Source organism: Psychromonas sp. KJ10-10 (genome assembly GCF_047323245.1).
GTDB lineage: Bacteria > Pseudomonadota > Gammaproteobacteria > Enterobacterales > Psychromonadaceae > Psychromonas.
In genome coordinates this window covers 2808217-2833010 of sequence record NZ_CP178826.1, presented here as the reverse complement: position 1 = coordinate 2833010, position 24794 = coordinate 2808217, and the positions used below count along the sequence as shown (strand labels likewise).

The following is a 24794-nucleotide window of genomic DNA, read 5'->3' as shown; positions in this document are numbered from 1 at the left end:
ATTGCGGCGTTATAACACAGCTCCGTACATGCATTTGTATATAATTAGTATTTTATTAAAGTGAGAACAGTAATGAAAATTTTAAATTTCAAAATTCTTTCTGAAGGTGACATTGTCGAGAAAGTTGAAGCGAATCAAGTCCATGTAAGAAAAGAGGATGGAACTTATATAGTTTATACACTGCATACAGATAATCCGCAATTTATGGAATTTGATGCTTTTGTAATCCAAAAAGGAGAAGGTTTTATTGCTATTAAAGATAATGCAGATCTTTCAGATTTGGATAAAACTTTGGGGAAATCAAATGACAAAGCTGACTGAAAATAAAGGTAAAGACGAATCTGAAGGTAAAGAGCTTTCCCCAGAAGGGCCTGTGTCTTACTCATTAGTATTTCGTGGTGTTCCAGAAAGTAAGCGCATTGAACTAGAAAAACTAGCTGAAGAGTTCACCATCAAAAAAAGAAAGCTAGTAAATTACATAGAGAAATAAGATGAGTGAAGAAAAAGATGTTTTAATTAAAATTAACTGTGAAAGCGATGAAGATGAAGAACTATTGGCTGAATTTTTAGAACAGGCTGAGGAAATTGGTTTGATTCCCGAAGAGATTAGAAGGAGAAACTTACCAGATAAACCGAAAAGAATAAATGGCAACAGTACTAAAGACGTTCAAGTCACAGTGGTTGGTGAAGCTGAAGATGTAGAATCAATCATGTCGGAATTCTTGGAAAGGGCAAAGAAGGAAATTGGAGTTACGCCATCTTCACGCAATAAAAAGCTTTTAGGCAAATAGTCAATGAAACAGAAAAGAGATAGTAAGCATAGACGAGCAATTGCTCTGGCAAAAACAAGAGAAGATTTTAAATGTGAGCTGTGTCCAAATGATACAAACCTCCATGGACACCATATTATAGATCTTGGGTTTGGTGGAGAAGGTGAGCCGGAAAATATTCTGGTTGTATGTAAACCTTGTCACGACAAAATTCATAATGGTGAAATAAAAATCAACACTTTTGACTATCGTTAAAGTGTTATAACAAAGCATTTAAGAGTGATTCGCAACGCTTGGCAGTTTCGCTTCGCTCAAGTATAGCCAAACGCCGCTCACACCTTAATGCGGCGTTGAGGCTGTAGAATTTCTCCCAAAAGAGCGTTTATCGCTCTTTTTTAATTTTGCGGCATTGTACGAAAAATGAACTTGAATGCGGTGATCGACTGTGATCTAATAGTTATTATTCGCTCAGAGTTAAATGTGATGGCCAACTATAAACCTGACTTATCCTGCCAAAGTAAATTCATTCCGATTGATTTTGCACAGCAAATTATCCCCGGTACCTTTGAATACGCGCTTTCTCATATCGTTGATAAGCACCTTGATTTATCCTCCTTTGATAGCTTCTATAAAAATGATCGATGCGGTGCGTTGCTTATCCTCCTTCTGTTATGTTAAAAATTATACTGTTTGCGTATTCTAGAGGATTAGTGGGGAGTCGCCGTATTGCTGAAGCTTGTGAAAAAAATATTACCTTTATGAGTTTATCGGGCGATGTACAACCTCATTACACTTCCATTGCTAGCTTCGTTGCTAAAATGAAAGATCAAATCGAACCACTTTTTACTCAAGTATTAATGATATGTGACCGCGAAGGTTTGATAGGCCGTAACATGTTTGCGATTGACGGATGTAAAATCAGATCGAATGCCAGTAAAGAATGGAGTGGTACATTTGATGAACTTGAACGCAAACAAGCTAAGTTACGTCGAGCGAGCCAACGCATATTAGCTCGTCATCAAGCACAAGATAGTTTGAGTGAAGATGAAGTTGCACATGATTTAAAACAGCAGGCTAAACTTGATAAAAGTGCAGATAAAATCAAAGAATTTTTAGCGACCAATGAAGAAAAGCTAGGTAGTCAGAGAAAGCCTGTGAAAAGTAATATTACCGATCCAGACAGCGCCAAAATGACGACCAGTAAAGGGACGATTCAAGGCTATAACGGCATAGCCATTAACGATGATAAGCACCAAGTGATTATGCAGGCCCAAGTTTGGGGAAGTGTGGGAGAGCAACAAACGTTAAAACCCGCTATCGAAGATTTAAAAAAACAACTGACTGAACTTGGTACACCTGATGCTTTGTGTGAAGCAAAGTTTACTGCTGATAGCGGTTTTCATAGTGAAGTGAACCTTGAGTTTATGGCGACAACAGGGCTCGATGCTTACATTGCCGATACTGCATTTAGAAGCCGGAATCCATTATTTAAAGAGAGCGAAACCTATCATACAGAGCAAGAAAAACGACGATTGAAACGCAGTAAAGGCCGGGCGAGATTGTTTAATAGCAAAGACTTTTACTTTGATAAAAAGAAAAATGAATGCCACTGTCCAGCAGGAAAAGAGATGTGGTTAAGTGTTAAAAATGTTGAAACCGCCGGTCGGCAATATGTTCGGTTCTCTGGTTATTTAAAAGATTGCCGTGTTTGCCCATTACAAAAGCAATGCATGCGAAAAGCGCCCACTAAACAAGGTCGGCAAGTGCAATTTGAAACAGGCAAAACAACGAAGAGCATTTCTTATACCGATAGAATGCGAGTGAAAATAGATAGTAGCCCTGGCAGACGTGAATACAGTAAACGACTCGGTGCTATTGAGCCTGTGTTTGGTAATATTACTGTGAATAAAGGCATGAATAAATTCACACTGCGCGGTCAAGAGAAAGTGAATACCCAGTGGCAGATGTATTGCCTTGTTCATAACATTGAGAAATTAAGGAATAGTTTACATTAACCCAAGGGTTAAGCCCTTAAACCGCAATAATCCAGCCTATTTAGCCTCATAAACACTTTTACAACTCAAATTAATCAATCATTTATTGAAAATCGAATAATCTATTGGAATCTCAACTAAATATGAATTAATGTGGTTTTTATTTTAATTAATCAGGCTGAAAATGAGAAATTCTACAGCCTCGTTATAAGCCCATCGTAGTTTTGATGAATTCCATCAATATGAATAAATACCGAGATCGTAAAAATGATCAGCCGAACTAGTTTATGGAAACAGATTAATGAAATATGAGAAAACGCTGAAAAGTCTCTGTCGGCAACCAAAATTAAGCGTAATTCAAATTGAATCTATGTTCAGTAAAACCATGAGGGTCAGGTCTTTCATTTTGCATTTTTTGATTATTTAAGCTAGGTTTACCTTATTCACTTTAAATTTATAGGGGTATTTATGAGTCGTCCTTTGCGTTTAGAGTTTTCAGGTGCGCTTTATCATGTCACATCGCGTGGCAATGAAAGAAAGGCTATTTACCTTGAAGAAAGTGATTTTGAAATATTCCTGAATTTGTTAAATACCGTTTGTTCGCGTTTTAACTGGGTTATTCATGCTTATTGTTTAATGGATAACCATTACCACCTGCTTGTTGAAACCCCCGATGCTAATTTGAGTAAAGGAATGCGCCAATTAAACGGAGTCTTTACGCAATCAATCAATAGAAAGCACGGCCGGGTGGGGCATCTTTTTCAAGGGCGCTACAAGGCTATTTTAGTTGATAAAGATGCTTATTTATTAGAGCTCTGCCGTTATATCGTTTTAAATCCCGTCAGAGCAAAAATGGTTGATACGCCTGATGAATGGTTGTGGAGTAGTTGGCATTGCATGGTTGGAAAACAGCCTTCACCTAACTGGTTAGCGACTGACGCGCTGTTGAATTACTTTGATAAAAAACGGACAGTAGCGGTTGCTGAATATATTCACTTTGTAGAGGAAGGGGTAAATAAAAGCATTTGGGATGATTTACAACATCAAATATATTTAGGTGATGATGACTTTGTTGAAAAACATCAATTATTAAAAGAATTAATTGAAGGGGATGTATCTGAAATTCCGTTTAAACAACGTTCTTTGTCGCCACTGACGTTAAAAAGTTATCAAGAACAATCAGATACTCGTAATGAAGCAATCATAAAAGCTTACCAATCAGGTGGATATACAATGAAAGAAATCGGCGTTCATTTCAAAATACATTATTCATTAGTAAGCCGTATTATTTCGGCTAATAAAAAGTAACATGATGCAAAGTGAAAGACCTGACCCTGTGCGTTTGTCTCAAACCTGTTTAATATGCGCCTCGTTCTGCGGAGGGGTGGCAGAGCGGCTGAATGCACTGGTCTTGAAAACCAGCGAGGGTTAATAGCTCTCCGAGAGTTCAAATCTCTCCTCCTCCGCCACATTAGAAAAGGCTCATTACTGAAAAGTAATGAGCCTTTTTGCTTTCTGGAGTTTTACTTCTTTTAAAGTGGTTAGACATTATTACCAACGACCCAATAAAATAGATACTGGCTCCTAGTTTTTCGAGGCTAGAAGCTCGCTACTCGGAGCTTTATTGTCTTTAGTCAGGAGCTACGAGCATTGAGCTTCGATAGAATGCGAGAATACAGCAAACGACTCGGTATTATTGAACCTGTCTTTGGTAATATCACGGTGAATAAAGGCATGAATAAATTCACGCTTCACGGCCAAGATAAAGTAAATACCCAGTGGCAGATGGTTTGTCTTGTTCATAGGGCTATGCCCTTAAACTGCAATAATCCAACCTAATTAGCCTCAGAAACACGTTTACAAACCAATTTAATCAATCATTTATTGAAAATGTAATAATCTATTTGAATCTCAAGTAAATATAAAATAATGTGTTTATATAATTAAAATTTAGGCTGAGAATGAGAAATTCTACAGCCTCGTTATACACTTTTGGAGGAAGTATGCTTGTTTTTCCATATTACTTAGGTAAAGAAATTAATGAGTTTAGTTCTGCTCTATTATGGGATGGAAAACTGGAGATTGGATTACCTGGATGGATTTCAGAAGCTCCACTTGAGACTTTTAAACTTATTTTGAATCGAGCATCGATTACTAATGACACATTACTTCAAATATTAAATTCTATAGCACAAATATATATGCATTCTGCGAAAGTAGGTTTTGACACTATAAATGAAATTAAGCCTCTAGATAGTCGAATTAAAAAGGTACTCCAGGTCTACCCAGGAAATGCTCAATCATATGAAGAATGGATTCCTTATATGGAGTCTGATTTTATAAGAGCCAAATTGGTTAATATTAGTCAATATCCTGGAATGTTGGGTGTAATTAGTGTTGAGTTCATTTGGCGAGTTTATGAGTGTTATTTAGAAGAACAACATGACCCGGATAAAGTCTTAGCTAATTTAAATAGACGTGCATCTTTATTAGGCAGTGCTGATTATTTACTTTTTGAAAGCATCTTAAATAGGATGCAAATCTTTAGATCTCAGAATGGAAAAATGATTAGTCCTACGACTAATATTGAAGAAATGCTAGATCTTCTTTCTTTTGGTTGTGATTCTGCATCAGAAACAGGAAATCCCTTTTGATAACAAGGTTGACTTGTTGGCTTTCACTATGTTCGACAAACTGTTAAATACCTATACACCGAAAATGGATTATAAAGGTTCAACGATAATATCTGGAATGTTTAAGTCTCATTTTGATGAACTATCTTTATTAAAAGAAAAGTGTAAAGAAGAAAGTGAACGTTTAATAGTAGAAAAGCCTGATGAAAAGGCGTTTAGATTTTCTTTTAATCAGTCTATCAAGTCTATGGAGAGTGAACTCGAATCACTTGTAAACATAGATAAAAATGCATTAAATAGCTTATATAGAACAGTGACAGAGGATGCTTCAATTTGGGTTTTGCTTTCAGGGTTAATAGGAAGTATTACTGTTGGAGCTTCACCGATTATCACCGCAGGTGCAGGAGTAACAGCTTTGAGTAAAGTTGGTACTACCGCACTGAATTTACACAGAAAGAATAAAGGTATGATCGAAAATTCAGAGTGGTCCTTTATATATCATTTAAGCAAGAAAAATGTATAAGTGCAATCAATCGGACGCATAACCGGCTATCATCGTTTTTGCAAAACCAAAAAACGCAAAAACAACGCCAGCCTATGCGCCGTTGTTGCAAGCGTTATGTACCAGTGTTTAATTATATCAATTGGAGAATTAGTGAAATATATATTAATGTTTGTACTCTCAATAACATTTACATTTTCAGTATCTGCTGAGAATGTTGAGCAACAGCAACAGCAACAGCAACAGCAACAGCAACAGGTAGCATTATTACATGTAAAAATTGAGGCTTTAACAAAGGAAGTGAATGAACTAAATGATAATCGAGCAATACTTGTCGAAATAAACTCCAAAATTAAAAGTAATAACGAAGCTCTTATCGAATCGAAGGTAACGGCATCTAAACTTGAGTATCTAGAAACCAAGATCCAAAAATTTGTACGAAACACCGAATTAAACAGTTTAGCTAATACGCTGATGAGTCGAGTTGACTCTACTGATGAAAGTGTAGGAACTTTAATTTCGGTTATTTCATCTAATGCTTCTTGGTGGGCAGTGGCATTTACTTTATTCATTGCTATTTTATCCTATCTTCATTTCCGCAGTCTGAATAAAGCTATTAATGACTTCGAAGCAAAAGCTGATAGTTGGCTTAACAAAGAAGGCTTAGATAGACTGCAAAAGTTGAGTGATGAAGCTGAAAAGCGTTTACTACGTATTAAAAATCATGAAAAAGAAGCTCGGCAAGCTATAGATAAGTTATTAAATGTTCAAGCTTCAGAAAAGTTCGTTGATAACAAAAAACCAAATATTGATAAGCAATTACATACTTCAATAAATGCTTATAAAAATAAAGACTTTGGTGTGGCGGTATTATCTGCAAAGTTAGTTTTAGACAAAGATATAGATCTCCAAGTTAGAATTGAAGCGACAAAAATCATAGCTAATTCTTACCAAGCAATAAATTCGAATGAATTAGCAATTAAATATAATAATGAATTGTTAGAACTCACTGAACTGTACACATATGACAAACCAGCCAGTATGAATGCATCTGTATTGTTAAATATTATTATGAATAAATATCCAATAGACACCTCTGAAAATAATATTGAGACATTGAAGCTAATTGACAAATTAGTTTCTATTCACATGACCTCCGAAGATATAGAAGTCATGCAAAGTGTTGTGAAAGCAAGAATGCTGAAAGCAATTATTAAAGAAAATAATGGTTATTATATGAATTCAATTGACATATATGAAGCAATTATAAGTGAATACTCAAATAATCAAGACCCTGAAATTAAAGATATAGTCGAGTTATCTATATCAAATTTAGAAGAAATTAAAAGTCGAAAGAGTACATAACCGGGTAGCCGAAGGTATCTAGCCTTCAGCCCCCGCACCACCCTGCGAACTATGAGAGTCACCCATTAGTTAGTTCCGGTCAAGCTTGTATGCAAGTTTCCTTGGATATTTCTTCAACCAAGTATTAAATCGTACATAAACCGTTTATTTATTGCTTATTAATACACACCTAAAAATCACAATGTTGGTGTCAATATGCACCAGTCACCCATCGAATTAAAGCGGTGTAACCATGCAGTTTTGTATGACTACGGCTCTTGGCTTTAAAAGCCTCAGTAATTATTTAGTGCCAACATTAATCCAGTTCTTTGCAGATTTTCTGCAACTTAACAGATCTATGGCTCGGCTCTATTCAAACCTTCCAACCCGTTATGGCTTTAATGTTGGGCATATCTTTTTACAACAAATAAGATGGTATCGATCAAGGCTCAATCAGGTCTAATGGTTTTACCAACCCCCATATGTAACTCATGAACGATGCCAAATTCTTAGCAAAATGCTTTTTCTGCATTAAACTGTACTTTGTCTCGTAATACATAAAAACAAGCTCTCGCTAATTTATGTGCCAACGTTTTGATCGCAACGATTTGATTTGTTTTAGCTAACTTGCGTTGATAGTAACTTTTAACAGTTTTGTTATAACGAATGGCATAATTGGTCGCTTCTACAAAAGCCCAGGCTAAGTATTTATTGCCATTTTTGGAGTTGGTTTTCCCTTTCTTTTTACCATTGCTATAACGAGCACCACCGATACAACGGCAATATGAAGCGTAGTTGCCTACTTTATTAAAGCGTTGTATATCACCCGTTTCTAACATAATAGTGAGTGCGAGAATATTACCTATGCCATCAATACTCGTCAGCTGTTGAAAATCTGCGGTGAGTTTCGCTTGTGTTAATACAACTTTTTCTAAGAGTTTGATTTGCTCCTTTAGACACATCATCACAGTCAGATTACAAATAGTTGCTTGCGCAGTGTTTGTCGATGAGAAATGAGTCATTATCTCCTCTGGTGTTAACTGTTTTATTTTATTATTGCTCATTTTATAACTCAAATGACGCATGTATAAACCTTGAATAGGCAAGAGATTCTGAGTGGCTTGTTGAACCAGTTGCATACGCTTACGCATTAAATCTCTTACTGTTCGTTGTTCTTTTGGATAAATATAACCTTCAGGTAATACGCCTAACCGAAGCATTTCAGCAAGCCAGTCAGCATCACTATTATCATCCGCATATTTCAAGCCAGAATATTGCTGGATAGTCTGCTGTATTAGCGAGATGTACTCCGAATTTAGCTTCATTTAACGCATCAACGAGCCAATACCAATTGAAGGTAGACTCAACAACTAACCCTGCCATTTGGGTCAGATCTTTCATTTTGCGATAAATATCAAAAATTTAAACTGTTTAATTTCACATATCCTTTTACATCTCAAATTAGTCATCGTTACACAATAACTTGCGCTAAATTATTTTCAAAAAGCCTGAAATGACCGCCTCTTTTGAAACTAAAGCACAAGTAATTTTGAAGCCGAGCCTTAATCAATCATTTATTGAAAACCGAAGAATCTATTGGAATCTCAACTAAATATGAATTAATGTGGTTTTTATTTTAAATATTCAGGCTGAAAATGAGAAATTCTACAGCCTCGTTAGATGCATTCCCAAACTGCCCACCAAGTGCTACTATAGTGATACATTTTTTCGTGTGGAGATTATTATGAGAGTAGAGCTAGTTACAACATTAAAACGGCAGGCAACGAAAATATTATCAGAGCTTCATTCTTCTAAAGAGCCTGTATTAATTACTGAACATGGACAACCTTCTGCATACCTTGTTGATGTTGATGACTTTGAATTTATGCAAAAGCGTATGCAAATCCTTGAAGCTCTTGCTAAAGGTGAGCAGGCTATAAGTCGTGGAGAAACTGTATCTATTATTGAAGCTAAAGAGAAAATGAGTAAATGGCTGAAATAATTTGGACAAATCCTGCTTTGGAAGACCTTAATGATATAGCTGAATATATTGCTTTAAGTAACCTTCTAGTCAGCTAAAAGTTTGGTCGCGAAAATCTTTGCTAAAGTCGGACTGCTTGAAGAGTTCCCAGAATCAGGAAAGAAACCTATTGAGTTAAGCAACCTTAATTATCTAGAAATAGTTATTAATCCTTGTCGTGTTTTTTATAAAGTAGAAAACGACAAAGTTTATATTTTACACGTTATGAGGCAAGAGAGAGACCTACGTAAATTCTTACTTCTAGGGTAAAATCACACCATAAGGGGCTGGTCTTTCATTTTGCGATAAATCTCAAAAATTTAATCTATTTAATGTCATCAATCCTTTTACAACTCAAAATAGTCATCGTTACACAATAACTTGCGCTAAATTATTTTCAAAAAGCCTGAAATGACCGCCTCTTTTAAAACTAAAGCGCAAGTAATTTTGAAAGCCGACCCTTAATCAATCATTTATTGAAAATCGAACAATCTATTTGAATCTCAAGTAAATATAAAATACTGTGTTTATATAATTAAAATTCGGGCTGAGAATGAGAATCCTACAGCCTCGTTTGCATTCAAACTAAGAGGTGTTCAAATATGAAATGGGCATTTATCGATTATGAAAATGTAGGTTGTCTAAGTAATATTGAACTTTCTGTTTACGAAAAAGTAATCGTATTTATCGGAGCTAAACAACCTAAGTTAGACTTTGGTAGTAAAAAATATGAAATGCCGATTAATTTAGTGATAATCCAAATTAAGGCGACACAATCTAATAATTTAGATTTTCATTTGTCATATTATCTTGGAAAATACGATTTTGAAGCTAAATCTGGCGTAGCTTTTGATGTGATTACTAATGATAATGGCTTTGCACCATTAATAGCTCACATAAAGTGTAATGGGCGCAGTTGTAAACAAATAAAATTGAGCAACTCATCGGGAAAATCTGCGAAATTGGTACAAAGTCTAACTTGTAAACCTGCAGATAAACGGCCTAAAAAAGTTGAGAGTCTGAGAAACCATATTGCTTCCCATATGAGAATAAAAGGCAATGAAGTTGCTATTCAAAACCACCTTAATCAGCTTGTAAATGAACATGTATTAACTATATCTGAAAGTGGTGTGAAATATAAATGCTAACAAGACATAAAATAACAACAAAAAACAGTTGGTTAGGTTATTTTTCGGTTCGCATTTTAAGCAACAAATTTTGTCCGTTTATGCGGTCGTTATACGGCAAGCATGCTATGAAGCCCTGAGTTATATTACTAGTTATGGGAATTCTTTCAGTATTTGGTTCAAAAGCGAATGCTTCAGTTGAAGTTGATTTTTGGAAATGGTTTCAAAAGAATGAAGATATGATCTTCAACTTTGAAAAAGACACTGAAAAAGCTTTTGATAAATTATCTTTAGTTCTTGCTAAAGTAGATCCAGAGCTTACTTTCGAGTTTAGTCCTATTCGTGAAAACGGTAAAAGAGAGTTTGTTTTAAGCGCTGGTGGTATAACAAATTCTTTTCCTTCGGTTGAATTACTATTCAACTCAGCACCCGAATTCAAACAATGGACAGTAGTAAAATTTCGTCCTAGAAGAAACTCCGCTAAACGATATAACCTTTGGTGGTGTTTCAATTAAAGCCGATGACGCTTATTACAATATATATGAAGACGAAGATAAATTGGGCGTTGTTTTGTTTTTTGATAATTACAGCGATAAAGAGCACACAACTTATGCCAGCATTGGTTATCTCTTTTTAGATGAATCTATCGGTGAATATGACGTTGAAACCAAAATTGGTTTTATTGAGTTCCATAATAAACGTTCAGAGCATTTTGATGGTGCTACACAAATTCGAGAGTTAGTAAGTCAAGTTGATAAGTATTACGCTAATTAGTGATAGTGTCGTATAACAAGCGCATTTAAAAGGGAACGAAAACAGTGTGTCATAAGGAGTGTTAACTATGAATTTCGGAATATACATATATAAAAATGCTGAAGTACTTGATTTCTCTGGGCCATTTGAAGTTTTAAGTACCGCAAATCGTTTGGGGAATAAAGATTGGAACATATTTTTAGTTTCTGAGAATCAAGGGGTTACACAGGCCCGTGGTGGATATCCAATTAATTCACATTTTTCTTTTGAAGATCATCCAGAGATTGATGTGCTGATTGTCGTTGGTGGCATACACACAGAAGAAGTAAAAAAATCTAATGTTACAACTTGGGTTGCGAAAGTTGCTGAAAATTCCATGAAGGTAGCTTCTGTCTGCACTGGCGCTTTTATTTTAGCCGAAGCTGGTTTATTAGATGGATTAACTGTTACGACACATTGGGAAGACCTTTCCGATCTTATGACTGATTATCCACAACTAAATGTGGTTAGCGATCAACGTTGGGTCCCACAGGGTAAATATATTACTTCTGGTGGTATCTCAGCTGGAATTGATATGACTCTACATTTAGTATCAGAACTTGCAAACTTAACTTTAGCCAAAGAGACTGCAAAGCAAATGGAATACAATTGGCAAAAAAACACACAACCAAGCGTTTAAGAACGTTCGCTTTGCTCTCCCGGACGCGGTGAGGTGACGTCGCTTAACTTAACGTTATTCATAAGGAATTGTGATTGGAAAGTTTTCTTATCTATGTAGATGTATTATTTTTGTGGATGGTAAAGTCCTCGTTGCAAAAGCTAAGGGGGCCTCTAACACTTTCTTGCCGGGTGGGCATATTGAGTTTGGCGAGAAAGCTGAGGATGCTTTACGCCGAGAGATTTTTGAGGAAATGGGCTTAGTCATCGACTCAACAACTTTTCTTGGTGCGATAGAGCATAAATTTGAAGACGCTGAACATCTAAATTTGGAAATAGCCTTGGTGTTTAGGGCTAGTATTAGCGACTTAGATCCTAAGGATAAACCTATTTCACTTGAGTCGCACTTAGAATTCTTTTGGCTAAAACCAGATGAGTTAGTTAGGGCTAATTTAAAACCAGCCCCTTTAATTGAATTGATTAGCTGTTTGGATGAAAAATCAGGTGCATTTTGGGGATCAACTATATGAGCATTATCTTGCATAACAAAGCAAGGCAATCTGACGTCTTACTCTCCATTTGTTTTTATGCAGGAAAATACTCGTACAAAAACAAGTTCCGTTTCATGCGCTGTTGCTTGTGGGGTAATAAATATGTGTGATAAGTGCTTTGCTCAAGAATTTAAAAGATTCGAAAACGATTCCGAGCACGAATGCTTTTCAGAAGCACTATACAGCCACAAATTCTTAAGTACAATCGGACGAATAGAGTTAGACCTAGGCGAACCTAGATTTTGGTTGTTCGGAATTATTGGTATCGGTACAAAACTTAAGAGCAAAATTGGTTACGATATTTTGGCTTGTAGCGCATGTGAACAAAAATGGAAGTACAGCCGGCCAGACAATGCATGGCGTGGTTTTTTTATTAAACAAGAGTCAAAGGAATATTTAGATTCGTTTGGTAGAACTCATGTTCTTGACTAAATATATTTTAACAAAGCGCTCAAACATCAGTGATTTTGTTGCTTGGCCCTTAGTTGTGGCGTTTCTCGCCTACACTACGGCCGTTTAGCGCGGGGTTTAGCATTTAGGAGTATTACTTGAACGTTACTTATAAAAGAGTCTTTAGTTTTATTTTATTGTTCAGCTTTATTAGCTTGTCTCATTCATTCGTTTTTAATCACAATATGGATAATGATGTAAATAAACTCATCGAGAATATCGATGAGCAAATAGAATTAATAGAACACAAATTATCTTTGCAAAGCATGTAATGGTCAATAAAAACCGGACACCTTTTTAGCGACTTTATTTTCATATTGAATTGGTGATAAATACCCATTAACTGAATGCGGGCGTTTACCATTGTAATAAGCAAGATAATCTAAAATACTTAGCTCAGTCGCTTTCTTTGTTTTGAATGTTTCATAGTTCAATTGCTCATGCTTTAAACTTCGGAAGAAGCGTTCTGTCGGTGCATTATCCCAGCATTCACCTTTGCCACTCATACTCACATTCATTTTCATCGTATTTAGTAATTTTCTATAATCATCACTAGTATACTGGCTACCTCTGTCTGAGTGGTGCAACAGACCAGAAGTTGGTTTTCTTTGCCAGTAGGCCATATTCAGTGCATTACTACATAACTCAGTGCGCATATTATCTGCAATTGTCCAACCCACAATACGGCGTGAATATAAGTCCATCACGACTGCTAAATAGATAAACCCTTGATGCGTAGCGATATAAGTAATATCTGTTGTCCAAACACGATCACTCTCATTAACTGTGAATTTTCTATTTAGTTTATTCGGCTCAATTCGATTACTATGGTTGCTATCGGTGGTCGTTTTAAATTTCTTCGGATAGCGAGCGACAAGGCCCAATTTACGCATTGTAGAGCGTGCTTTAAAGCGACCAATAACAATGTTTTTCTTTGCTAGTTCAGTCACCATACGTCTGCTACCTAAAGTCATTTTATGCTCTTTGAATGTGCTTTTTACTGCGCTGTCCAAATGAAATTCTGGCGCATCAAAAGGCTTGATTGGTGCATGTATCCAATCATAAAATGCACTTGAGCTTACTTTCATCACGCGACACATTACTCTAATTGGCCAGTCTTCTTTATGTTTTAGAATAAATTGAAATCTTATTCTTTTTCGTTCGCAAAGAAGACTGTGGCCTTTTTTAGGATGTCACGCTCCATTTTTAATCGGTTGTTTTCTTTACGTAACGCCTCTAGTTCTGCTCGCTCTGATATGTTTAATGTTGATTGTTTAGAGCCTGGCTTTGAATCTGTATGAGTTTCAATTCTTACCCAACGTGTAATGGCACTCAGTGATACACCGAGATTGTTAGCGACTTCTTGCCTACTGTATCCTTTTCAGTAACCAACTTTACTGCACTTTGTTTAAATTCTACTGTAAATACTGGACGTGTTGTTTTCTTCTTCATAATCTACCTCTACTAGACATATTAACTGAAGTCTTTAGAAGTGTCCGGTAATATTAAACCACTACAGCACTAAAAGCTTTGAAGCGAAAACGCTTAATGAGTTAACAGTGAATTTGAAAGCAGAGAAAGAGTTATTAGAAAATAGAGTTGAATTTTATAGACGTTTAGAGGAGGAGTTATTAATACGTCGCTCACCACCTTCGTTTCTTAAATAATCAGGCTGAAAAGAGCTTAGTTATATTCTTGTCGCCAGTGATGCGCAACACGCTATATTTATTGAATGATTAAATATTCCAAACATAAAGTGTTGCTGGAATTAAGTCTAAGCATCAACGGAAATTTGAATGTAACTATAGATACCGCACAATAAATTGATCATATCAATTTATTGGGGTTTAAATTGTACCCATTAAAAGGGGATCGTGATGGGATTTGCTCTATTACTGTAAATGGTAACTGGTGCATTACTTTTGAATTACTCGATGCTAATGCATACATTCTCAACTATGGTCTTTGGAATGCTAAACAACAAATTAACTTAACAAATGTACACGCAGTTAACTTTGCAGTGATATAAAAAATATTACAAAAGAAATGAAGCGAAACTAAAAAAAGTGAGTTACGTTATTCATATATTCTAATTCAGTTTTCGCCTTGCTTTGTTATATTGAATCTAATTTAAACATGAATGATTCTGCCTAATAAGCATTTGTGTTAATGCCCAATAACGACTAAGTAGCTAAAACTTTACTAGAGACCATTATGATTAAAACTATTTCTTCAACTGTAAAATATGAAAACCGATGGATTACTGTTCATGAAGATATTATTGAACGACTAAGCGGTGCAAAAGGGCTTTATGGTTTTGTTGAAAAAATAGATTTTGTCGCCGTGTTAGCTATTGAAGATGGTTATATACATTTAGTGGAGCAATATCGTTATCCAATCAAGCAACGAAGTCTTGAATTACCTATGGGGTCATGGACAGACTCTCCAAATGCTGACCCTTTAGAATTAGTCGCTGGGGAGTTACAAGAAGAAACTGGGTACCAAGCGGCAAATATTGAAAAAATTGGCTTTCACCATGTCGATAATGGTACTTCTACACAGGGATGCCATATTTTCTTAGCGACAGGTTTAAAATTTATTGGAAAAAAACTAGATCCTGAGGAAGAAGACTTAGTCTCCATTAAGCTATCTTTAGCTGATTTCGAGAAGCAAATTGTCGATGGTATTATTCTTGATGCTTGTACAATTGCTTCTTATTCCCTCGCTAAACTTAAAGGGCTAATTTAACCTCATTTCTGGTTTAATGTTATTTCACTTCCATTATCCAGAGTTGCGGTTAATTTAGTGAGATAGACAATAAGAATAGCTTTAACGTATCTGCTTTTATCTGGTAAAGAAGGGCAATAAGTGCCAGCTATTGTATTTTTGATAACAGTAAAATCGAATAATCTATTGAAATCTCATCTAAATATTAATTGATGGTTTTTGTTTAAATCATTAGGCTGAAACCAGAAAATCTATAGTTTCATTATATTCCACCTAGTATTAACCGAGCTTGTTGTCGGCATGAGGCTAAGATATTTTTAACTAAATCTTTATCTTCAATTGTTCTTGAAACGGCGACAGCTCCGATAATCATTGAGGTTAATGAAAGAATATCTTCCTTGTTACAGGGCGCGTTATCGCCAGCATAATCGAGAATAATTTTATTCATGTTTTTGAAGGTGTGGGCGTATGCTTTTTTTGCTGTTTTATCTTGAGAAACTATGTCAATTGCCAAAAAAGCAAGTGGACAAGGTCTCTCGCCGTCTACGTGTTCAGTACTAAGGTATGCATTCAGCAACTGTCCTAGCCAGTCTTTAGAGGATATTTCTTTAGGTTTTAGTTTAGCCAGTTCACTGTTCGTAGCCGAAAATTTTAGAGCTTCACTGTACAGGTTAGATTTGCTATTGAAGTGAGCGTAAAAAGCTCCTCTTGTCAGAGAGCAATTCTGCATTACTTCATTCACGGTAACTGCACTAAATCCTTTCGAAGAAAATAACTCATTTGCACTTTTAAGGATGCTTTGCCTCGTTTCTTCTTTGTGTTTTTTGGAATAGGGCATTTTGTATTTCAGTAATCTATATATGACCTTTATCATAAATAGATTGTTGCTAGGATCAAGTCTTTCCTTACAACTCGAAGGAGTTCAATAATGATTTATACAATGTTTATTCTATCGATGTTAACAATTTTGGTCGGATTGATAGCGGTCAAGGCGAGGGTCGCCAGCATTAAAGGTGGTCAAATTTCTGCCAGTTATTTTAAGTTAATGCAAAGTCAGGAAGTTCCAGAGATTGTTACAAAAACAACTCGTCGCTTTAACAACCTGTTTGAAGTTCCGGTTCTATTTTATGTTGTATGTACGTTATATATTATTTTAGAAATAGAAAGCTATACAGCGGGTGTTATTGCCTGGTTATTCGTGATTTTTAGATGTGCTCAAGCATACATACACATAACCTATAACCATCTGAGGCATCGGATGCTTACATTTTCTGGGTCGGTGTTGTGTGTGTTTGCTCTTTGGATTAATCTAGTTTTATTAAAAATATAACATTTAAAGCAACAAGAACGTACAAACCCGAGCCTCTTCTCGAGGCATTAGCTTTAAAAAAGGAATTATTTAAGATGAAAAAGTCAGCTATTAATCTCCAAGATAAATTTACAAAATTTTCAAAACATTGGTCGCCAAGAGTAGTCGCTGAAATGAATGATTATCAATTCAAACTTGCCAAAATAGAAGGTGAATTTGTTTGGCATGATCATAAAGAAACAGATGAAGTTTTTGTGGTTATTGAGGGAAAAATGTTAATCGAGTTTCGGGATGGGAAGGTAGAATTATCAGAAGGTGAAATGTATGTCGTTCCAAAAGGAGTTGAACATAAACCCTTTGCAGAAAAAGAATGCAAAATTATGTTTATAGAACCTAGAGGTATTGCAAATACAGGTGAAGCCGGCGGAGATTTAACTGCAGAAGAGGATGTTTGGATATAAAAAGCTAATTAAGTTACTTCATAGAAAATTACTTGCCTGTGCTCGCGTTTTTAACTTGAGCAAAATGTTATAACTTTATCGAAAAGGAGTCTCTGATGGTCAGCTTTGAATTTTTAATAACATCTTTGGTTGTTGTGCTTATACCCGGTACTGGTGTTCTTTACACCATTGCGACAGGGATTTTTATGGGAAAAAAGCTAGTGCTTGTCGTCGCTTTAGGTTGTACGTTTGGAATTGTTCCTTCTCTTTTAGCAAGTATTATGGGGCTAGCCATTATTATTCATACCAGTGCTGTCGCTTTTCAAATCGTGAAGTATGTTGGTGTTGCATATTTATTATTTTTATCATGGTCTATGTTGAGATCTACTAGTTCATTATCAATAAATGAAGAGTCGAAAGAATATAGTTTATTTATGATAGCATTTAAGGGATTCTTGATTAATATTCTGAACCCCAAGCTTACGGTTTTTTCTAGCTTTCTTACCGCAATTTATACCTCCACAGGCACAACAACCTACTTATAATATGTTATTACTTGGTACTATTTTTATGGGTATGACTTTCTTTGTTTTTGTTATATATGGTTTTCTTGCAACCAGTACTCGAAATTATATTATTCACTTTGAAAAAATAAGTACTGTTATGCAACGTTTCTTTGCAGGTAGTTTTGCGGCTCTTGGGCTAAAACTCGCTCTGACAGCACGTGATTAAAGATATAAATTGTGATGAGCAATATAAAGGAAGCGAATGGCAAAACATGGCTGTGACGAACAAAAATCTAATAATAGACGATGATCGAGCTCTACAACCTTAGTTACTTGTTTAAGTTTTAATCTAGAGTAGATTTAGCTGTGCAATACAGTTAATGACTGTCTGCGACAGAGCTTGATAAATGTCGTTTACTTTTTATTCGCTAATGGCATAGTATATAGAGAACCTCAGTTCTGGATAAGCAAAACGATACAGTACCGTTATTTACGCGTATTTCTGCGTTAAATCATCTCCCAATAACCCGTTATTGCTTCGATGATTCGCCTTGAACTACGCAAAACTAACAGCACTGTATGTGATAATTTTTAAGCTATTGAAGTTTAAAGTTATTTCGCTTTCATTATCCAGAACTGAGGTTTGGTAAATAAGTATGTTTAGTCATCATAATCTACATAATGTTGACTTAGTATTATACTTGATAAATGTGTTTATGATTTTGGGCGGTGATGTATGAAACCAATACAACGACAAATAACACAATTAATATTCGCTTTGTTGCTAATATTCAGTTTTCTGCCAGTTCACTCGCTGACACTTACAAGCAAGCTTGAGCTTAAATATCCCGGCATCATTGCGTCTTTATATCCTGCAAATGAAAACCCAACCTATTGGTCTGATCCCCTAGTCCGCGATGAATTTGAAAATCAATTATCAATTATGGCTACCTCTCAAATTAATGACCATATACTTATTCGTTATCATCAATTAAAAGAAGCAGCTGATTTAAGAAACTGGCAAGATTACGAATATTTGGCATCGGATGCATTGATTTTTTATCTATCCTATCTTGAACAGCTAGATAAAAAAGGCTTTGGTTGGTTATTTGGAACTCGCGTAGGAGATAATTTAAAAGCGCCTGAAGATAAAAGGATTCAACCATTTTTTGCTACTAATTTAGAACATTTAAAACTGCAATATTTGCAAAGCTTATTACCTCTATCTGAGGCGTATAATACGCTTTATCAAAATTATATGGCGTTGCAAAGTTTGCAATATGGAAGTAGTGAAGAAACTACTTTAAACAGGATTGCTAAAAAGAAATTAACGCTTGAGCAAAAAGATATTCTTATTCAACGATTATACATTTCCGGTGACATTTCCTTACAACAAAAACAGCAATTTATATCCGAACAGTCGACATTACTTAGTCCACAACTCGAACACATTGTTAAGCAATTTCAAGCGCGTCATGGGTTAGTCGAAGATGGCATCATTGGCAAAAAAACACGCTATTGGCTAAACCTTAGTTATCCTGAACGTTTAAGGTTAATGGCATTAAATCTAATGAGAGTGCAATTATGGACAACAGTCGATCCTAATAAAATAATTATTAATATCCCTAGTTTTGAGATGCAATATTGGCAAGAGGATCAAAAAATATTTGAAAGCAAAATAATTGTTGGGCGTAAATCAAGAAGAACACCTTTATTTACCAGCAAACTTGATTCCATAATTTTTAACCCAAACTGGAAAGTTCCCGATAGCATAATGCGTAAAGATATTTTACCGAAGGTATTCACTTCTCCTGACTACTTAAATAAAAATAAATTTGAGATTGTTGAAAGTTGGAGTAATCAGACTGTCATAGATCCAGAGCAAATAGACTGGGAAATGCTGAGTGTAGAAAATTTCCCCTATAAATTACGTCAACGTTCAGGTGAATCAAGTACTTTAGGTGCATATAAATTTAATACTCCCAATAGAAATAGAATTTATTTGCACGATACTTCGGCAAAATATTTGTTTGATAAACACTATCGTGCACGTAGCTCTGGTTGTATACGTGTGGAAGATTCCGAACAGTTTGCCAAAATATTGATGAAGCAATCTGGCTTTACTCAAAAAGATTTCCGTTTTCATAGTCAGAAGGAAAAAACTAATAGTGTGGCTTTAAAGCAATTAATTAGAGTAAAAACTATTTACCAAACCGTTTGGGTAAACCAACAGGGCATCACTCAGTTTAGGAATGATATTTATCATTATGACAATGCGAGAAGCAATAAAATATAAAGGTTTTAAGAATAATATATTTATTAAATTTAAAAATACCTTTTTGCACAATAACTAAGCTGTAATACTGTATTTTTGCTTTATTAACGACTGTTTATGAGGTTTGACTCCGAAATTAAAAACCCGTACTTTCCACTTTTTAAATTTATTTTTACACAGTGGATAATATGCCAAACATTAATTTTCAACGCCGAAAGATTATTACTTCAGGCATAGTCGCATTAGGAGCATCCTGTTTTCCTTCACTTGCAATGGCCGCTTTAGTTCAAAATAAACCGAGAGAGTTGGTCTTAAATAACCTACACACTGGTGAAATTTTACATTCGCAATATTTTGATGGTAACAATTATCTAACCAGTGAATTAAACAAGCTAAATCATATTTGTCGTGATTTTCGTCAAAATGAAATGATAGATATGGATAAACAGCTTTTTGATCAGATAACTGCTATTCAGGAAATCATTGGTTCTAAGGCGCAAGTTCAAATCATTTCTGGTTATCGCTCACCGGCAACTAATCACATGTTAAGTACTAAATCTTCTGCGGTTGCTAAAAAAAGTAATCATATGCTCGGAAAAGCAATGGATTTTCGTCTCGAGGGAGTGCCATTAATTGAAGTAAGAAAAGTCGCACTTTCTTTAAAAGCGGGCGGTGTTGGTTATTACCCTAAAAGTGATTTTTTACATATTGATACAGCGCAATTTCGTTCTTGGGGTTAATTAACAGGCATTGATAAAAGAATGTGCTACTTGGTTCTGGTCAGGAAAATAGCACATTCAACCTATCCACAACTCAAATTAGTCATCGTTACACAATAACTTGCGCTAAATTATTTTCAAAAAGGCTGAAATGACCGCCTCTTTTGAAACTAAAGCGCAAGTTATTTTGAAGCCGATCCTTAATCAATCATTTATTGAAAACCTAGCAATTTATTTGAATCTCATGTAAATGTGAATTAATGTAATTATTTGTTTAAATAATCAGGCTTAAAATCAAGTATTCTGTAAATTAATCCCTTGATCTTAAAATAACTAATATCAGTAAATTGTATAAAATATGAGACAAATAAAATGAAAAAAATACTCTTTTCTATTACTTTAGTTATTGCTAGCCAAAATGCTTTCGCCCAAGAAAGCGCTCAAGAGATTGATTACCTAGATCTTCCTGACGGAGAAGAGGTTCCTCACTATCACAGGAAAGGCTGGGATAGAAATGATGATGTAGATAATCTTTATAAAGTAATGGAAAATGAGATTCGAGATAGATTTGGTTATGAGTCCTATCGAGAGGTCAAACATAATATTAAACAGACAAAGCAAGTATTGCTGGCGTCACTCATGGCGAACGCCGGCGACCTCGATTTACATCAAATAGCAAATTATGAAAATAAAAAAGAAAATCTCCCTGCTAATTTAAAGAAGCTATATAAACGTATTGATGATATGGCAAACATGTGTGATGAGGAAAGGGTCAAAACCAACGGAAGGTTTAACAATGGCAGTGAGGCGACAAAAATGCTGACTGCCCTGGATTTAACAAATGAGAAAATAAACAGGCTTAATTCGATGGGCAAGATTTGGTGGAAAGAAGTTGATAGACTCGTTTGGAGAAGAACTTCTTTTCATTTTGATGCCGATGCAAAATCTTACAATATATGCCGTGTTGAGCGTATAAATAAAATGTATTACGACAAAAATTTGTGTTCTAACATGGAAAAATTGACACAGTGTTTAGTGGATTTCAGAACATCTGGTAGAACGAGTGATAAATACTTAACCGACGATCAAATGGATCTATTACTTGATAACCCTCTTGGGCGTGACTATGGTCAAGATGACATTTTAAACTGGATACAAGAATAGTAGAACTTAAGATTATTTGCTAACTTATTAATACTTGCAGAAGGGCGCTCAGAACTCTGTGCAAGCTTAAAGATTAAGAAAGGCAATGAGTGCTGTGCTTTGATTTTGCAATAACACTAAAATCGACAGCTTTGTTATACGTTGATGGAGAATATATTTTTATGAATGATTTTGATTGGCATAGTGATGAAATTACATCAAATACACCAGTAACTAAGTCTTATAAAAATACTCAAAATGTACGTCGTTTTTTAAAAAACATTTGTGGACCAGACTTTACTTTTAATCGTGAATTTATGGCTTGGATAAAAGATGGAAGTCATAAAACGATGGGAGATGTTGCATTAGAGTGGCAACGGCGAAATGAAAAGTAATTGATAGAGTGCCCATATTCAGAATCCCTTTTGGCGTTCTTCCATAAGTTTCTGTCAGTTTAAAAAGGATATATTTATGCTTACTAAAGCACAGCAAGAAAAGTACGGTGAATTTTATTCCTCAACACATGAAAATGAGTTTTTAGATTCTAAAACGGAAGTGTTAGTTGGTTTAGGCTACGCTATCGCTCTGAATTGTAAGCCTTGTACCAATTACTATTTAGGGCAAGCTAAAAAACAAAATGTAGTGAAAGGTGAAATATCAGAGGTTGTCGCAAAAGTGATGGCTGTTTCAGCTGGGCAGAAGAAACTACAGACACAAGCTGTACTAAAAGAAAATGGGATTGACCTAGATAGTTACACATAAAAATATAATAAGCATTTAGGGCTAATTAAAAAGTCGCTTTAGCGATGCTTGTGTGCTTATTTTAAAGGTTCAATGAGTTCCAGATTATAAAATGTGATGCCAATATTTTTATATGGCAGAGTTTTTCGAAAAATCTAAATGAAGCACAATTTTCAAAAAATTAGTTACTATTTCATTTAAAAAAATTATCAGCGTATATACTTACACTTGTAAACAAACAGTTATATCAAGATAAACACGCGGAGGATGCAATATGAGATATATAAAAGCTCTATTACTTACATTTATAGTTGCTTTTTTGAGCTCATGTTCAGAAGGAAAGTATCTTTGCTTTTGAGCAAAGCCGAATTAATGGAGAAGAAACTCCATTGTGACAGTATAAAAAAGAAATCTCCTGTTTTTGCTACTGGTTGTGAAAATGTGCGCAAGGAATTCGAGAAGCGTGAGGCGACTGGAAAATAGGTTTTATAATTCTGTTGTATGATTATTGTGGTTTATGAGTTTTCTCTTTTTTATAGAGCTAGATAAAATGCTTAAAGCATTTCAAATACCTCGAGCCAGAATGAAGCCATGAATGCCAGGTTTCTTCATTTTGCAATACACTGGGAGCACAAATAATTTGTGTTGTTCATATTGTTGCTAATTACAATGACAAGTTAAGGAATCGCATAGCGCTACCAACGGTAACCCTTTTAAACCGCAATAATCCAGCCTAATAATCGCATTCACAATTCAATTTAATCAATAAATGATTGAAAACAGAACAATCTATTTGAATCAAAAGTAAATGTGAATTAATGTGTTTTACATTAACTAGACATTCAGAAGCCTCGTTAGGCTACTTATAAAACATGGAGGTATTATAATAATGTCCGAGGAAATACGAACAGAGTTTATTGATAGAATCGAATGTTTACGTGCTCGAATTTCAAGCCGTTATAATATTCTTAATTTAGAAGCAATCTGGCTATTTGTTGCAACATTAGGTTGTTGGAGCGTTGATCAAAAAATTATTCAAATCTTTGCTTTGCTAATTGTGTTGGTGTTTTTTTCATCTAAAGTCTCAAAAGATAAAAAATATGATATCTCTACTGTTCAAGCTTCAAAAGCTTTACGGGCAGATATAGAGGCTTCAGTGCTTGAAGGGGATTCAAAGGAAGCTCGATTATATAACCTAGATGATATTGATAAGAATTTACTTGGACTTAAAGGCATTTACAAATCAACTCCGATGTTTTTAATTAGCTATGGATTTTGGATCGTATCTGCCATTACATTTGCCTTTCGATTTTTTTCTGTGCAGTAGTTCGAGACATACGCTCCTGTGTGCAATAAATTGTTCTGCCTACTTTATAACAACAAAATGTTTATTTTTTCTGTCACATTGGCTATCAGAGCAATAATTTAAACCCTCGAATAACACTACATCATCTGGAGTTCCAAATGAAATTCTTAGTTTTCTTAGGTACAGTTCGAGATAGTACTCCTCCTAAACCGGCCCGTTTAGGCGCTCGGGTTAGCAAAGCAGTGCTCGAATGTTTACAAAGTCGATATACTGAATATGAGGTAGAATTGGTTGATGCTTTGGATCTGCCACTAGACCCCATATTCAAACCACATTTTGCTTACCCACGGAGTAAGGTTCCTTCAGAGCTTAACCTGTTGGCAGAAAAGATAAAAACAGCCGATGGATTTATTATGATCAGCCCCGAATATAATCATTCGATGAGTCCAGCGCTTGCTAATCTTCTTAACCACTTTGGTAGTTCTTTATTCTCATATAAACCAAGTGCAATTGTTACCTATTCCGCAGGCCAGTGGGGTGGGATGCGTGCGGCTGTCGGAATGCGTACATTTCTTTCGGAATTAGGCTGTTTGCCTGTTTCTGCAATGATACACGTACCCAAGGCACAGGATGTTTTTGCGGAAGATGGCTCTGCAAAGGCTCAGGATCAAGCTTCTTGGTTTGATTATTTCGGCCGAACTTTTAATCAATTGATTTGGTGGGCACAGGCGACAAAAGAACACCGACTGCAGGTTGATCCTCACAAACTGGTAAGGGATTTTAAGACGCAACCCTCTGAACGAAATGCACCATAGTACCATTAGAGC

At 35.4% G+C, this 24794-nt stretch carries 34 protein-coding genes, 1 tRNA gene and 3 pseudogenes; 33 read left to right on the top strand and 5 right to left on the bottom strand.

Annotation, left to right across the window (positions count from 1 at the left end; genetic code table 11):
- The first annotated feature begins 72 nt into the window (after positions 1 to 72).
- The 6 genes and pseudogenes from ACLKMH_RS16325 to ACLKMH_RS16300 all read left to right on the top strand — a co-directional run.
- A complete protein-coding gene (locus ACLKMH_RS16325; RefSeq protein ID WP_413699095.1) occupies positions 73 to 321 on the top strand; it encodes a hypothetical protein in 249 nt (82 codons plus the stop codon).
- Positions 305 to 490: a hypothetical protein gene (locus ACLKMH_RS16320; RefSeq protein WP_413699094.1), complete on the top strand. Its 186-nt coding sequence runs from the start codon at positions 305 to 307 to the stop codon at positions 488 to 490. Before ACLKMH_RS16325 ends, ACLKMH_RS16320 begins: the two co-directional genes overlap by 17 nt.
- A 1-nt stretch (position 491) precedes the next feature.
- A complete protein-coding gene (locus ACLKMH_RS16315) occupies positions 492 to 791 on the top strand; it encodes a hypothetical protein (protein WP_413699093.1) in 300 nt (99 codons plus the stop codon).
- Positions 792 to 794: 3 nt separating this feature from the next.
- Positions 795 to 1025, top strand: coding sequence for an HNH endonuclease (locus ACLKMH_RS16310; RefSeq protein ID WP_413699092.1), 231 nt, complete (start codon positions 795 to 797; stop codon positions 1023 to 1025).
- A 165-nt stretch (positions 1026 to 1190) separates the two neighbouring features.
- Positions 1191 to 1448, top strand: coding sequence for a hypothetical protein (locus ACLKMH_RS16305; RefSeq protein WP_413699091.1), 258 nt, complete (start codon positions 1191 to 1193; stop codon positions 1446 to 1448).
- Positions 1412 to 1564, top strand: a pseudogene (locus tag ACLKMH_RS16300) (transposase); the annotation flags it as partial. The gene ACLKMH_RS16305 and the pseudogene ACLKMH_RS16300, both read left to right, overlap by 37 nt.
- Before the next feature lie 184 nt (positions 1565 to 1748).
- Here ACLKMH_RS16300 and ACLKMH_RS16295 read toward each other — a convergent pair.
- Positions 1749 to 1796, bottom strand: coding sequence for a hypothetical protein (locus ACLKMH_RS16295; protein ID WP_413702373.1), 48 nt, complete (start codon positions 1794 to 1796; stop codon positions 1749 to 1751).
- Between the two features lie 164 nt (positions 1797 to 1960).
- On the opposite strand from ACLKMH_RS16295, the gene ACLKMH_RS16290 reads away from it, so the two are divergent.
- The 7 genes from ACLKMH_RS16290 (at position 1961) to ACLKMH_RS16260 (ending at position 7264) form a co-directional block, all read left to right on the top strand.
- Positions 1961 to 2785, top strand: a complete 825-nt coding sequence (locus tag ACLKMH_RS16290; protein ID WP_413702372.1) for a transposase — start codon at positions 1961 to 1963, stop codon at positions 2783 to 2785.
- Between the two features lie 447 nt (positions 2786 to 3232).
- Positions 3233 to 4072: an REP-associated tyrosine transposase gene (locus ACLKMH_RS16285; RefSeq protein ID WP_413699090.1), complete on the top strand. Its 840-nt coding sequence runs from the start codon at positions 3233 to 3235 to the stop codon at positions 4070 to 4072.
- A gap of 70 nt (positions 4073 to 4142) precedes the next feature.
- Positions 4143 to 4233, top strand: a tRNA-Ser gene (locus ACLKMH_RS16280).
- A gap of 181 nt (positions 4234 to 4414) precedes the next feature.
- A complete protein-coding gene (locus tag ACLKMH_RS16275; RefSeq protein WP_413699089.1) occupies positions 4415 to 4603 on the top strand; it encodes a transposase in 189 nt (62 codons plus the stop codon).
- A 164-nt stretch (positions 4604 to 4767) separates the two neighbouring features.
- Complete coding sequence (locus tag ACLKMH_RS16270; RefSeq protein ID WP_413699088.1) at positions 4768 to 5418, top strand: hypothetical protein; 651 nt, start codon at positions 4768 to 4770, stop codon at positions 5416 to 5418.
- A 28-nt stretch (positions 5419 to 5446) separates the two neighbouring features.
- Positions 5447 to 5920 carry a hypothetical protein gene (locus ACLKMH_RS16265; protein WP_413699087.1) on the top strand — a complete coding sequence of 158 codons (474 nt, stop codon included), beginning with the start codon at positions 5447 to 5449 and terminating at the stop codon, positions 5918 to 5920.
- Complete coding sequence (locus tag ACLKMH_RS16260; protein WP_413699086.1) at positions 5921 to 7264, top strand: hypothetical protein; 1344 nt, start codon at positions 5921 to 5923, stop codon at positions 7262 to 7264. It begins immediately after the preceding gene.
- Between the two features lie 488 nt (positions 7265 to 7752).
- Here the strand turns inward: ACLKMH_RS16260 and ACLKMH_RS16255 are convergent, their stop codons facing one another.
- Together ACLKMH_RS16255 and ACLKMH_RS16250 are read right to left on the bottom strand one after the other, a co-directional pair.
- Positions 7753 to 8508: an IS110 family transposase gene (locus ACLKMH_RS16255; RefSeq protein ID WP_413699085.1), complete on the bottom strand. Its 756-nt coding sequence runs from the start codon at positions 8506 to 8508 to the stop codon at positions 7753 to 7755.
- The gene (locus tag ACLKMH_RS16250; protein WP_413699084.1) at positions 8492 to 8644 is read right to left on the bottom strand and encodes a hypothetical protein; all 153 of its coding nucleotides are present in this window, start codon (positions 8642 to 8644) and stop codon (positions 8492 to 8494) included. The genes ACLKMH_RS16255 and ACLKMH_RS16250 overlap by 17 nt, the downstream gene beginning before the upstream one ends.
- Before the next feature lie 343 nt (positions 8645 to 8987).
- On the opposite strand from ACLKMH_RS16250, the gene ACLKMH_RS16245 reads away from it, so the two are divergent.
- The 7 genes and pseudogenes from ACLKMH_RS16245 to ACLKMH_RS16215 all read left to right on the top strand — a co-directional run bounded on the left by ACLKMH_RS16245 (position 8988) and on the right by ACLKMH_RS16215 (position 12330).
- On the top strand, positions 8988 to 9245 hold the full coding sequence (locus tag ACLKMH_RS16245; RefSeq protein WP_413699083.1) for a type II toxin-antitoxin system Phd/YefM family antitoxin: 258 nt from the start codon (positions 8988 to 8990) through the stop codon (positions 9243 to 9245).
- Positions 9233 to 9533 (top strand): annotated as a pseudogene (locus ACLKMH_RS16240) (type II toxin-antitoxin system RelE/ParE family toxin). Before ACLKMH_RS16245 ends, ACLKMH_RS16240 begins: the two are co-directional and overlap by 13 nt.
- 332 nt (positions 9534 to 9865) lie before the next feature.
- Positions 9866 to 10411 carry a PIN domain-containing protein gene (locus tag ACLKMH_RS16235; protein ID WP_413699082.1) on the top strand — a complete coding sequence of 182 codons (546 nt, stop codon included), beginning with the start codon at positions 9866 to 9868 and terminating at the stop codon, positions 10409 to 10411.
- A 134-nt stretch (positions 10412 to 10545) separates the two neighbouring features.
- Positions 10546 to 10905: a hypothetical protein gene (locus ACLKMH_RS16230; RefSeq protein WP_413699081.1), complete on the top strand. Its 360-nt coding sequence runs from the start codon at positions 10546 to 10548 to the stop codon at positions 10903 to 10905.
- Positions 10906 to 10960: 55 nt separating this feature from the next.
- Positions 10961 to 11164 carry a hypothetical protein gene (locus tag ACLKMH_RS16225; protein WP_413699080.1) on the top strand — a complete coding sequence of 68 codons (204 nt, stop codon included), beginning with the start codon at positions 10961 to 10963 and terminating at the stop codon, positions 11162 to 11164.
- Positions 11165 to 11231: 67 nt separating this feature from the next.
- Complete coding sequence (locus tag ACLKMH_RS16220; RefSeq protein ID WP_413699079.1) at positions 11232 to 11822, top strand: DJ-1/PfpI family protein; 591 nt, start codon at positions 11232 to 11234, stop codon at positions 11820 to 11822.
- Between the two features lie 112 nt (positions 11823 to 11934).
- Complete coding sequence (locus ACLKMH_RS16215) at positions 11935 to 12330, top strand: NUDIX domain-containing protein (protein ID WP_413699078.1); 396 nt, start codon at positions 11935 to 11937, stop codon at positions 12328 to 12330.
- Positions 12331 to 13076: 746 nt separating this feature from the next.
- Here ACLKMH_RS16215 and ACLKMH_RS16210 read toward each other — a convergent pair.
- Positions 13077 to 13976, bottom strand: a pseudogene (locus ACLKMH_RS16210) (IS3 family transposase); the annotation flags it as partial.
- A 677-nt stretch (positions 13977 to 14653) separates the two neighbouring features.
- Here ACLKMH_RS16210 and ACLKMH_RS16205 point away from each other — a divergent pair.
- Both ACLKMH_RS16205 and ACLKMH_RS16200 read left to right on the top strand, forming a co-directional pair.
- Positions 14654 to 14830 (top strand): hypothetical protein, encoded by a 177-nt coding sequence (locus ACLKMH_RS16205; protein ID WP_413699077.1) that lies wholly within the window; start codon positions 14654 to 14656, stop codon positions 14828 to 14830.
- A gap of 185 nt (positions 14831 to 15015) precedes the next feature.
- Entirely contained in the window at positions 15016 to 15549 is a 534-nt protein-coding gene (locus ACLKMH_RS16200) for an ADP-ribose pyrophosphatase (protein ID WP_413699076.1), read from the top strand.
- 241 nt (positions 15550 to 15790) lie between these two features.
- Here ACLKMH_RS16200 and ACLKMH_RS16195 read toward each other — a convergent pair whose 3' ends face one another.
- Entirely contained in the window at positions 15791 to 16366 is a 576-nt protein-coding gene (locus ACLKMH_RS16195; RefSeq protein WP_413699075.1) for a TetR/AcrR family transcriptional regulator, read from the bottom strand.
- Between the two features lie 90 nt (positions 16367 to 16456).
- Here ACLKMH_RS16195 and ACLKMH_RS16190 point away from each other — a divergent pair, with 90 nt between their 5' ends.
- The 11 genes from ACLKMH_RS16190 to ACLKMH_RS16140 all read left to right on the top strand — a co-directional run bounded on the left by ACLKMH_RS16190 (position 16457) and on the right by ACLKMH_RS16140 (position 24782).
- Entirely contained in the window at positions 16457 to 16858 is a 402-nt protein-coding gene (locus ACLKMH_RS16190) for an MAPEG family protein (RefSeq protein WP_413699074.1), read from the top strand.
- Between the two features lie 74 nt (positions 16859 to 16932).
- The gene (locus ACLKMH_RS16185) at positions 16933 to 17298 is read left to right on the top strand and encodes a cupin domain-containing protein (RefSeq protein WP_413699073.1); all 366 of its coding nucleotides are present in this window, start codon (positions 16933 to 16935) and stop codon (positions 17296 to 17298) included.
- A 95-nt stretch (positions 17299 to 17393) separates the two neighbouring features.
- Entirely contained in the window at positions 17394 to 17822 is a 429-nt protein-coding gene (locus tag ACLKMH_RS16180; protein WP_413699072.1) for a LysE family translocator, read from the top strand.
- A 1-nt stretch (position 17823) separates the two neighbouring features.
- The gene (locus ACLKMH_RS16175) at positions 17824 to 18009 is read left to right on the top strand and encodes a hypothetical protein (RefSeq protein WP_413699071.1); all 186 of its coding nucleotides are present in this window, start codon (positions 17824 to 17826) and stop codon (positions 18007 to 18009) included.
- Between the two features lie 510 nt (positions 18010 to 18519).
- Positions 18520 to 20079 (top strand): L,D-transpeptidase family protein, encoded by a 1560-nt coding sequence (locus ACLKMH_RS16170; protein ID WP_413699070.1) that lies wholly within the window; start codon positions 18520 to 18522, stop codon positions 20077 to 20079.
- Positions 20080 to 20246: 167 nt separating this feature from the next.
- The gene (locus ACLKMH_RS16165) at positions 20247 to 20798 is read left to right on the top strand and encodes a DUF882 domain-containing protein (protein WP_413699069.1); all 552 of its coding nucleotides are present in this window, start codon (positions 20247 to 20249) and stop codon (positions 20796 to 20798) included.
- A 351-nt stretch (positions 20799 to 21149) separates the two neighbouring features.
- Positions 21150 to 21941, top strand: coding sequence for a hypothetical protein (locus ACLKMH_RS16160; RefSeq protein WP_413699068.1), 792 nt, complete (start codon positions 21150 to 21152; stop codon positions 21939 to 21941).
- Positions 21942 to 22030: 89 nt separating this feature from the next.
- Positions 22031 to 22315: a DUF6434 domain-containing protein gene (locus ACLKMH_RS16155; protein WP_413699067.1), complete on the top strand. Its 285-nt coding sequence runs from the start codon at positions 22031 to 22033 to the stop codon at positions 22313 to 22315.
- 76 nt (positions 22316 to 22391) lie between these two features.
- A complete protein-coding gene (locus tag ACLKMH_RS16150) occupies positions 22392 to 22682 on the top strand; it encodes a carboxymuconolactone decarboxylase family protein (protein ID WP_413699066.1) in 291 nt (96 codons plus the stop codon).
- A gap of 868 nt (positions 22683 to 23550) precedes the next feature.
- Positions 23551 to 23988, top strand: a complete 438-nt coding sequence (locus tag ACLKMH_RS16145; RefSeq protein WP_413699065.1) for a hypothetical protein — start codon at positions 23551 to 23553, stop codon at positions 23986 to 23988.
- Positions 23989 to 24125: 137 nt separating this feature from the next.
- Complete coding sequence (locus tag ACLKMH_RS16140) at positions 24126 to 24782, top strand: NADPH-dependent FMN reductase (RefSeq protein WP_413699064.1); 657 nt, start codon at positions 24126 to 24128, stop codon at positions 24780 to 24782.
- The last annotated feature ends 12 nt before the right edge of the window (positions 24783 to 24794 follow it).

Excerpts from the sequence above, each read along its gene's own strand:
- ACLKMH_RS16290 (WP_413702372.1), top strand. The coding sequence starts at position 1,961 with ATGACGACCAGTAAAGGGACGATTCAAGGCTATAACGGCATAGCCATT.
- ACLKMH_RS16270 (WP_413699088.1), top strand. The coding sequence starts at position 4,768 with ATGCTTGTTTTTCCATATTACTTAGGTAAAGAAATTAATGAGTTTAGT.
- ACLKMH_RS16190 (WP_413699074.1), top strand. The coding sequence starts at position 16,457 with ATGATTTATACAATGTTTATTCTATCGATGTTAACAATTTTGGTCGGA.
- ACLKMH_RS16220 (WP_413699079.1), top strand. The coding sequence starts at position 11,232 with ATGAATTTCGGAATATACATATATAAAAATGCTGAAGTACTTGATTTC.
- ACLKMH_RS16285 (WP_413699090.1), top strand. The coding sequence starts at position 3,233 with ATGAGTCGTCCTTTGCGTTTAGAGTTTTCAGGTGCGCTTTATCATGTC.
- ACLKMH_RS16305 (WP_413699091.1), top strand. The coding sequence starts at position 1,191 with ATGAACTTGAATGCGGTGATCGACTGTGATCTAATAGTTATTATTCGC.
- ACLKMH_RS16145 (WP_413699065.1), top strand. The coding sequence starts at position 23,551 with ATGTCCGAGGAAATACGAACAGAGTTTATTGATAGAATCGAATGTTTA.
- ACLKMH_RS16150 (WP_413699066.1), top strand. The coding sequence starts at position 22,392 with ATGCTTACTAAAGCACAGCAAGAAAAGTACGGTGAATTTTATTCCTCA.
- ACLKMH_RS16230 (WP_413699081.1), top strand. The coding sequence starts at position 10,546 with ATGGGAATTCTTTCAGTATTTGGTTCAAAAGCGAATGCTTCAGTTGAA.
- ACLKMH_RS16170 (WP_413699070.1), top strand. The coding sequence starts at position 18,520 with ATGAAACCAATACAACGACAAATAACACAATTAATATTCGCTTTGTTG.
- ACLKMH_RS16200 (WP_413699076.1), top strand. The coding sequence starts at position 15,016 with ATGATTAAAACTATTTCTTCAACTGTAAAATATGAAAACCGATGGATT.
- ACLKMH_RS16250 (WP_413699084.1), bottom strand. The coding sequence starts at position 8,644 with ATGAAAGATCTGACCCAAATGGCAGGGTTAGTTGTTGAGTCTACCTTC.
- ACLKMH_RS16195 (WP_413699075.1), bottom strand. The coding sequence starts at position 16,366 with ATGCCCTATTCCAAAAAACACAAAGAAGAAACGAGGCAAAGCATCCTT.
- ACLKMH_RS16235 (WP_413699082.1), top strand. The coding sequence starts at position 9,866 with ATGAAATGGGCATTTATCGATTATGAAAATGTAGGTTGTCTAAGTAAT.
- ACLKMH_RS16265 (WP_413699087.1), top strand. The coding sequence starts at position 5,447 with ATGTTCGACAAACTGTTAAATACCTATACACCGAAAATGGATTATAAA.
- ACLKMH_RS16185 (WP_413699073.1), top strand. The coding sequence starts at position 16,933 with ATGAAAAAGTCAGCTATTAATCTCCAAGATAAATTTACAAAATTTTCA.
- ACLKMH_RS16140 (WP_413699064.1), top strand. The coding sequence starts at position 24,126 with ATGAAATTCTTAGTTTTCTTAGGTACAGTTCGAGATAGTACTCCTCCT.
- ACLKMH_RS16320 (WP_413699094.1), top strand. The coding sequence starts at position 305 with ATGACAAAGCTGACTGAAAATAAAGGTAAAGACGAATCTGAAGGTAAA.
- ACLKMH_RS16245 (WP_413699083.1), top strand. The coding sequence starts at position 8,988 with ATGAGAGTAGAGCTAGTTACAACATTAAAACGGCAGGCAACGAAAATA.
- ACLKMH_RS16175 (WP_413699071.1), top strand. The coding sequence starts at position 17,824 with ATGTTATTACTTGGTACTATTTTTATGGGTATGACTTTCTTTGTTTTT.
- ACLKMH_RS16180 (WP_413699072.1), top strand. The coding sequence starts at position 17,394 with ATGGTCAGCTTTGAATTTTTAATAACATCTTTGGTTGTTGTGCTTATA.
- ACLKMH_RS16160 (WP_413699068.1), top strand. The coding sequence starts at position 21,150 with ATGAAAAAAATACTCTTTTCTATTACTTTAGTTATTGCTAGCCAAAAT.
- ACLKMH_RS16325 (WP_413699095.1), top strand. The coding sequence starts at position 73 with ATGAAAATTTTAAATTTCAAAATTCTTTCTGAAGGTGACATTGTCGAG.
- ACLKMH_RS16310 (WP_413699092.1), top strand. The coding sequence starts at position 795 with ATGAAACAGAAAAGAGATAGTAAGCATAGACGAGCAATTGCTCTGGCA.
- ACLKMH_RS16165 (WP_413699069.1), top strand. The coding sequence starts at position 20,247 with ATGCCAAACATTAATTTTCAACGCCGAAAGATTATTACTTCAGGCATA.
- ACLKMH_RS16315 (WP_413699093.1), top strand. The coding sequence starts at position 492 with ATGAGTGAAGAAAAAGATGTTTTAATTAAAATTAACTGTGAAAGCGAT.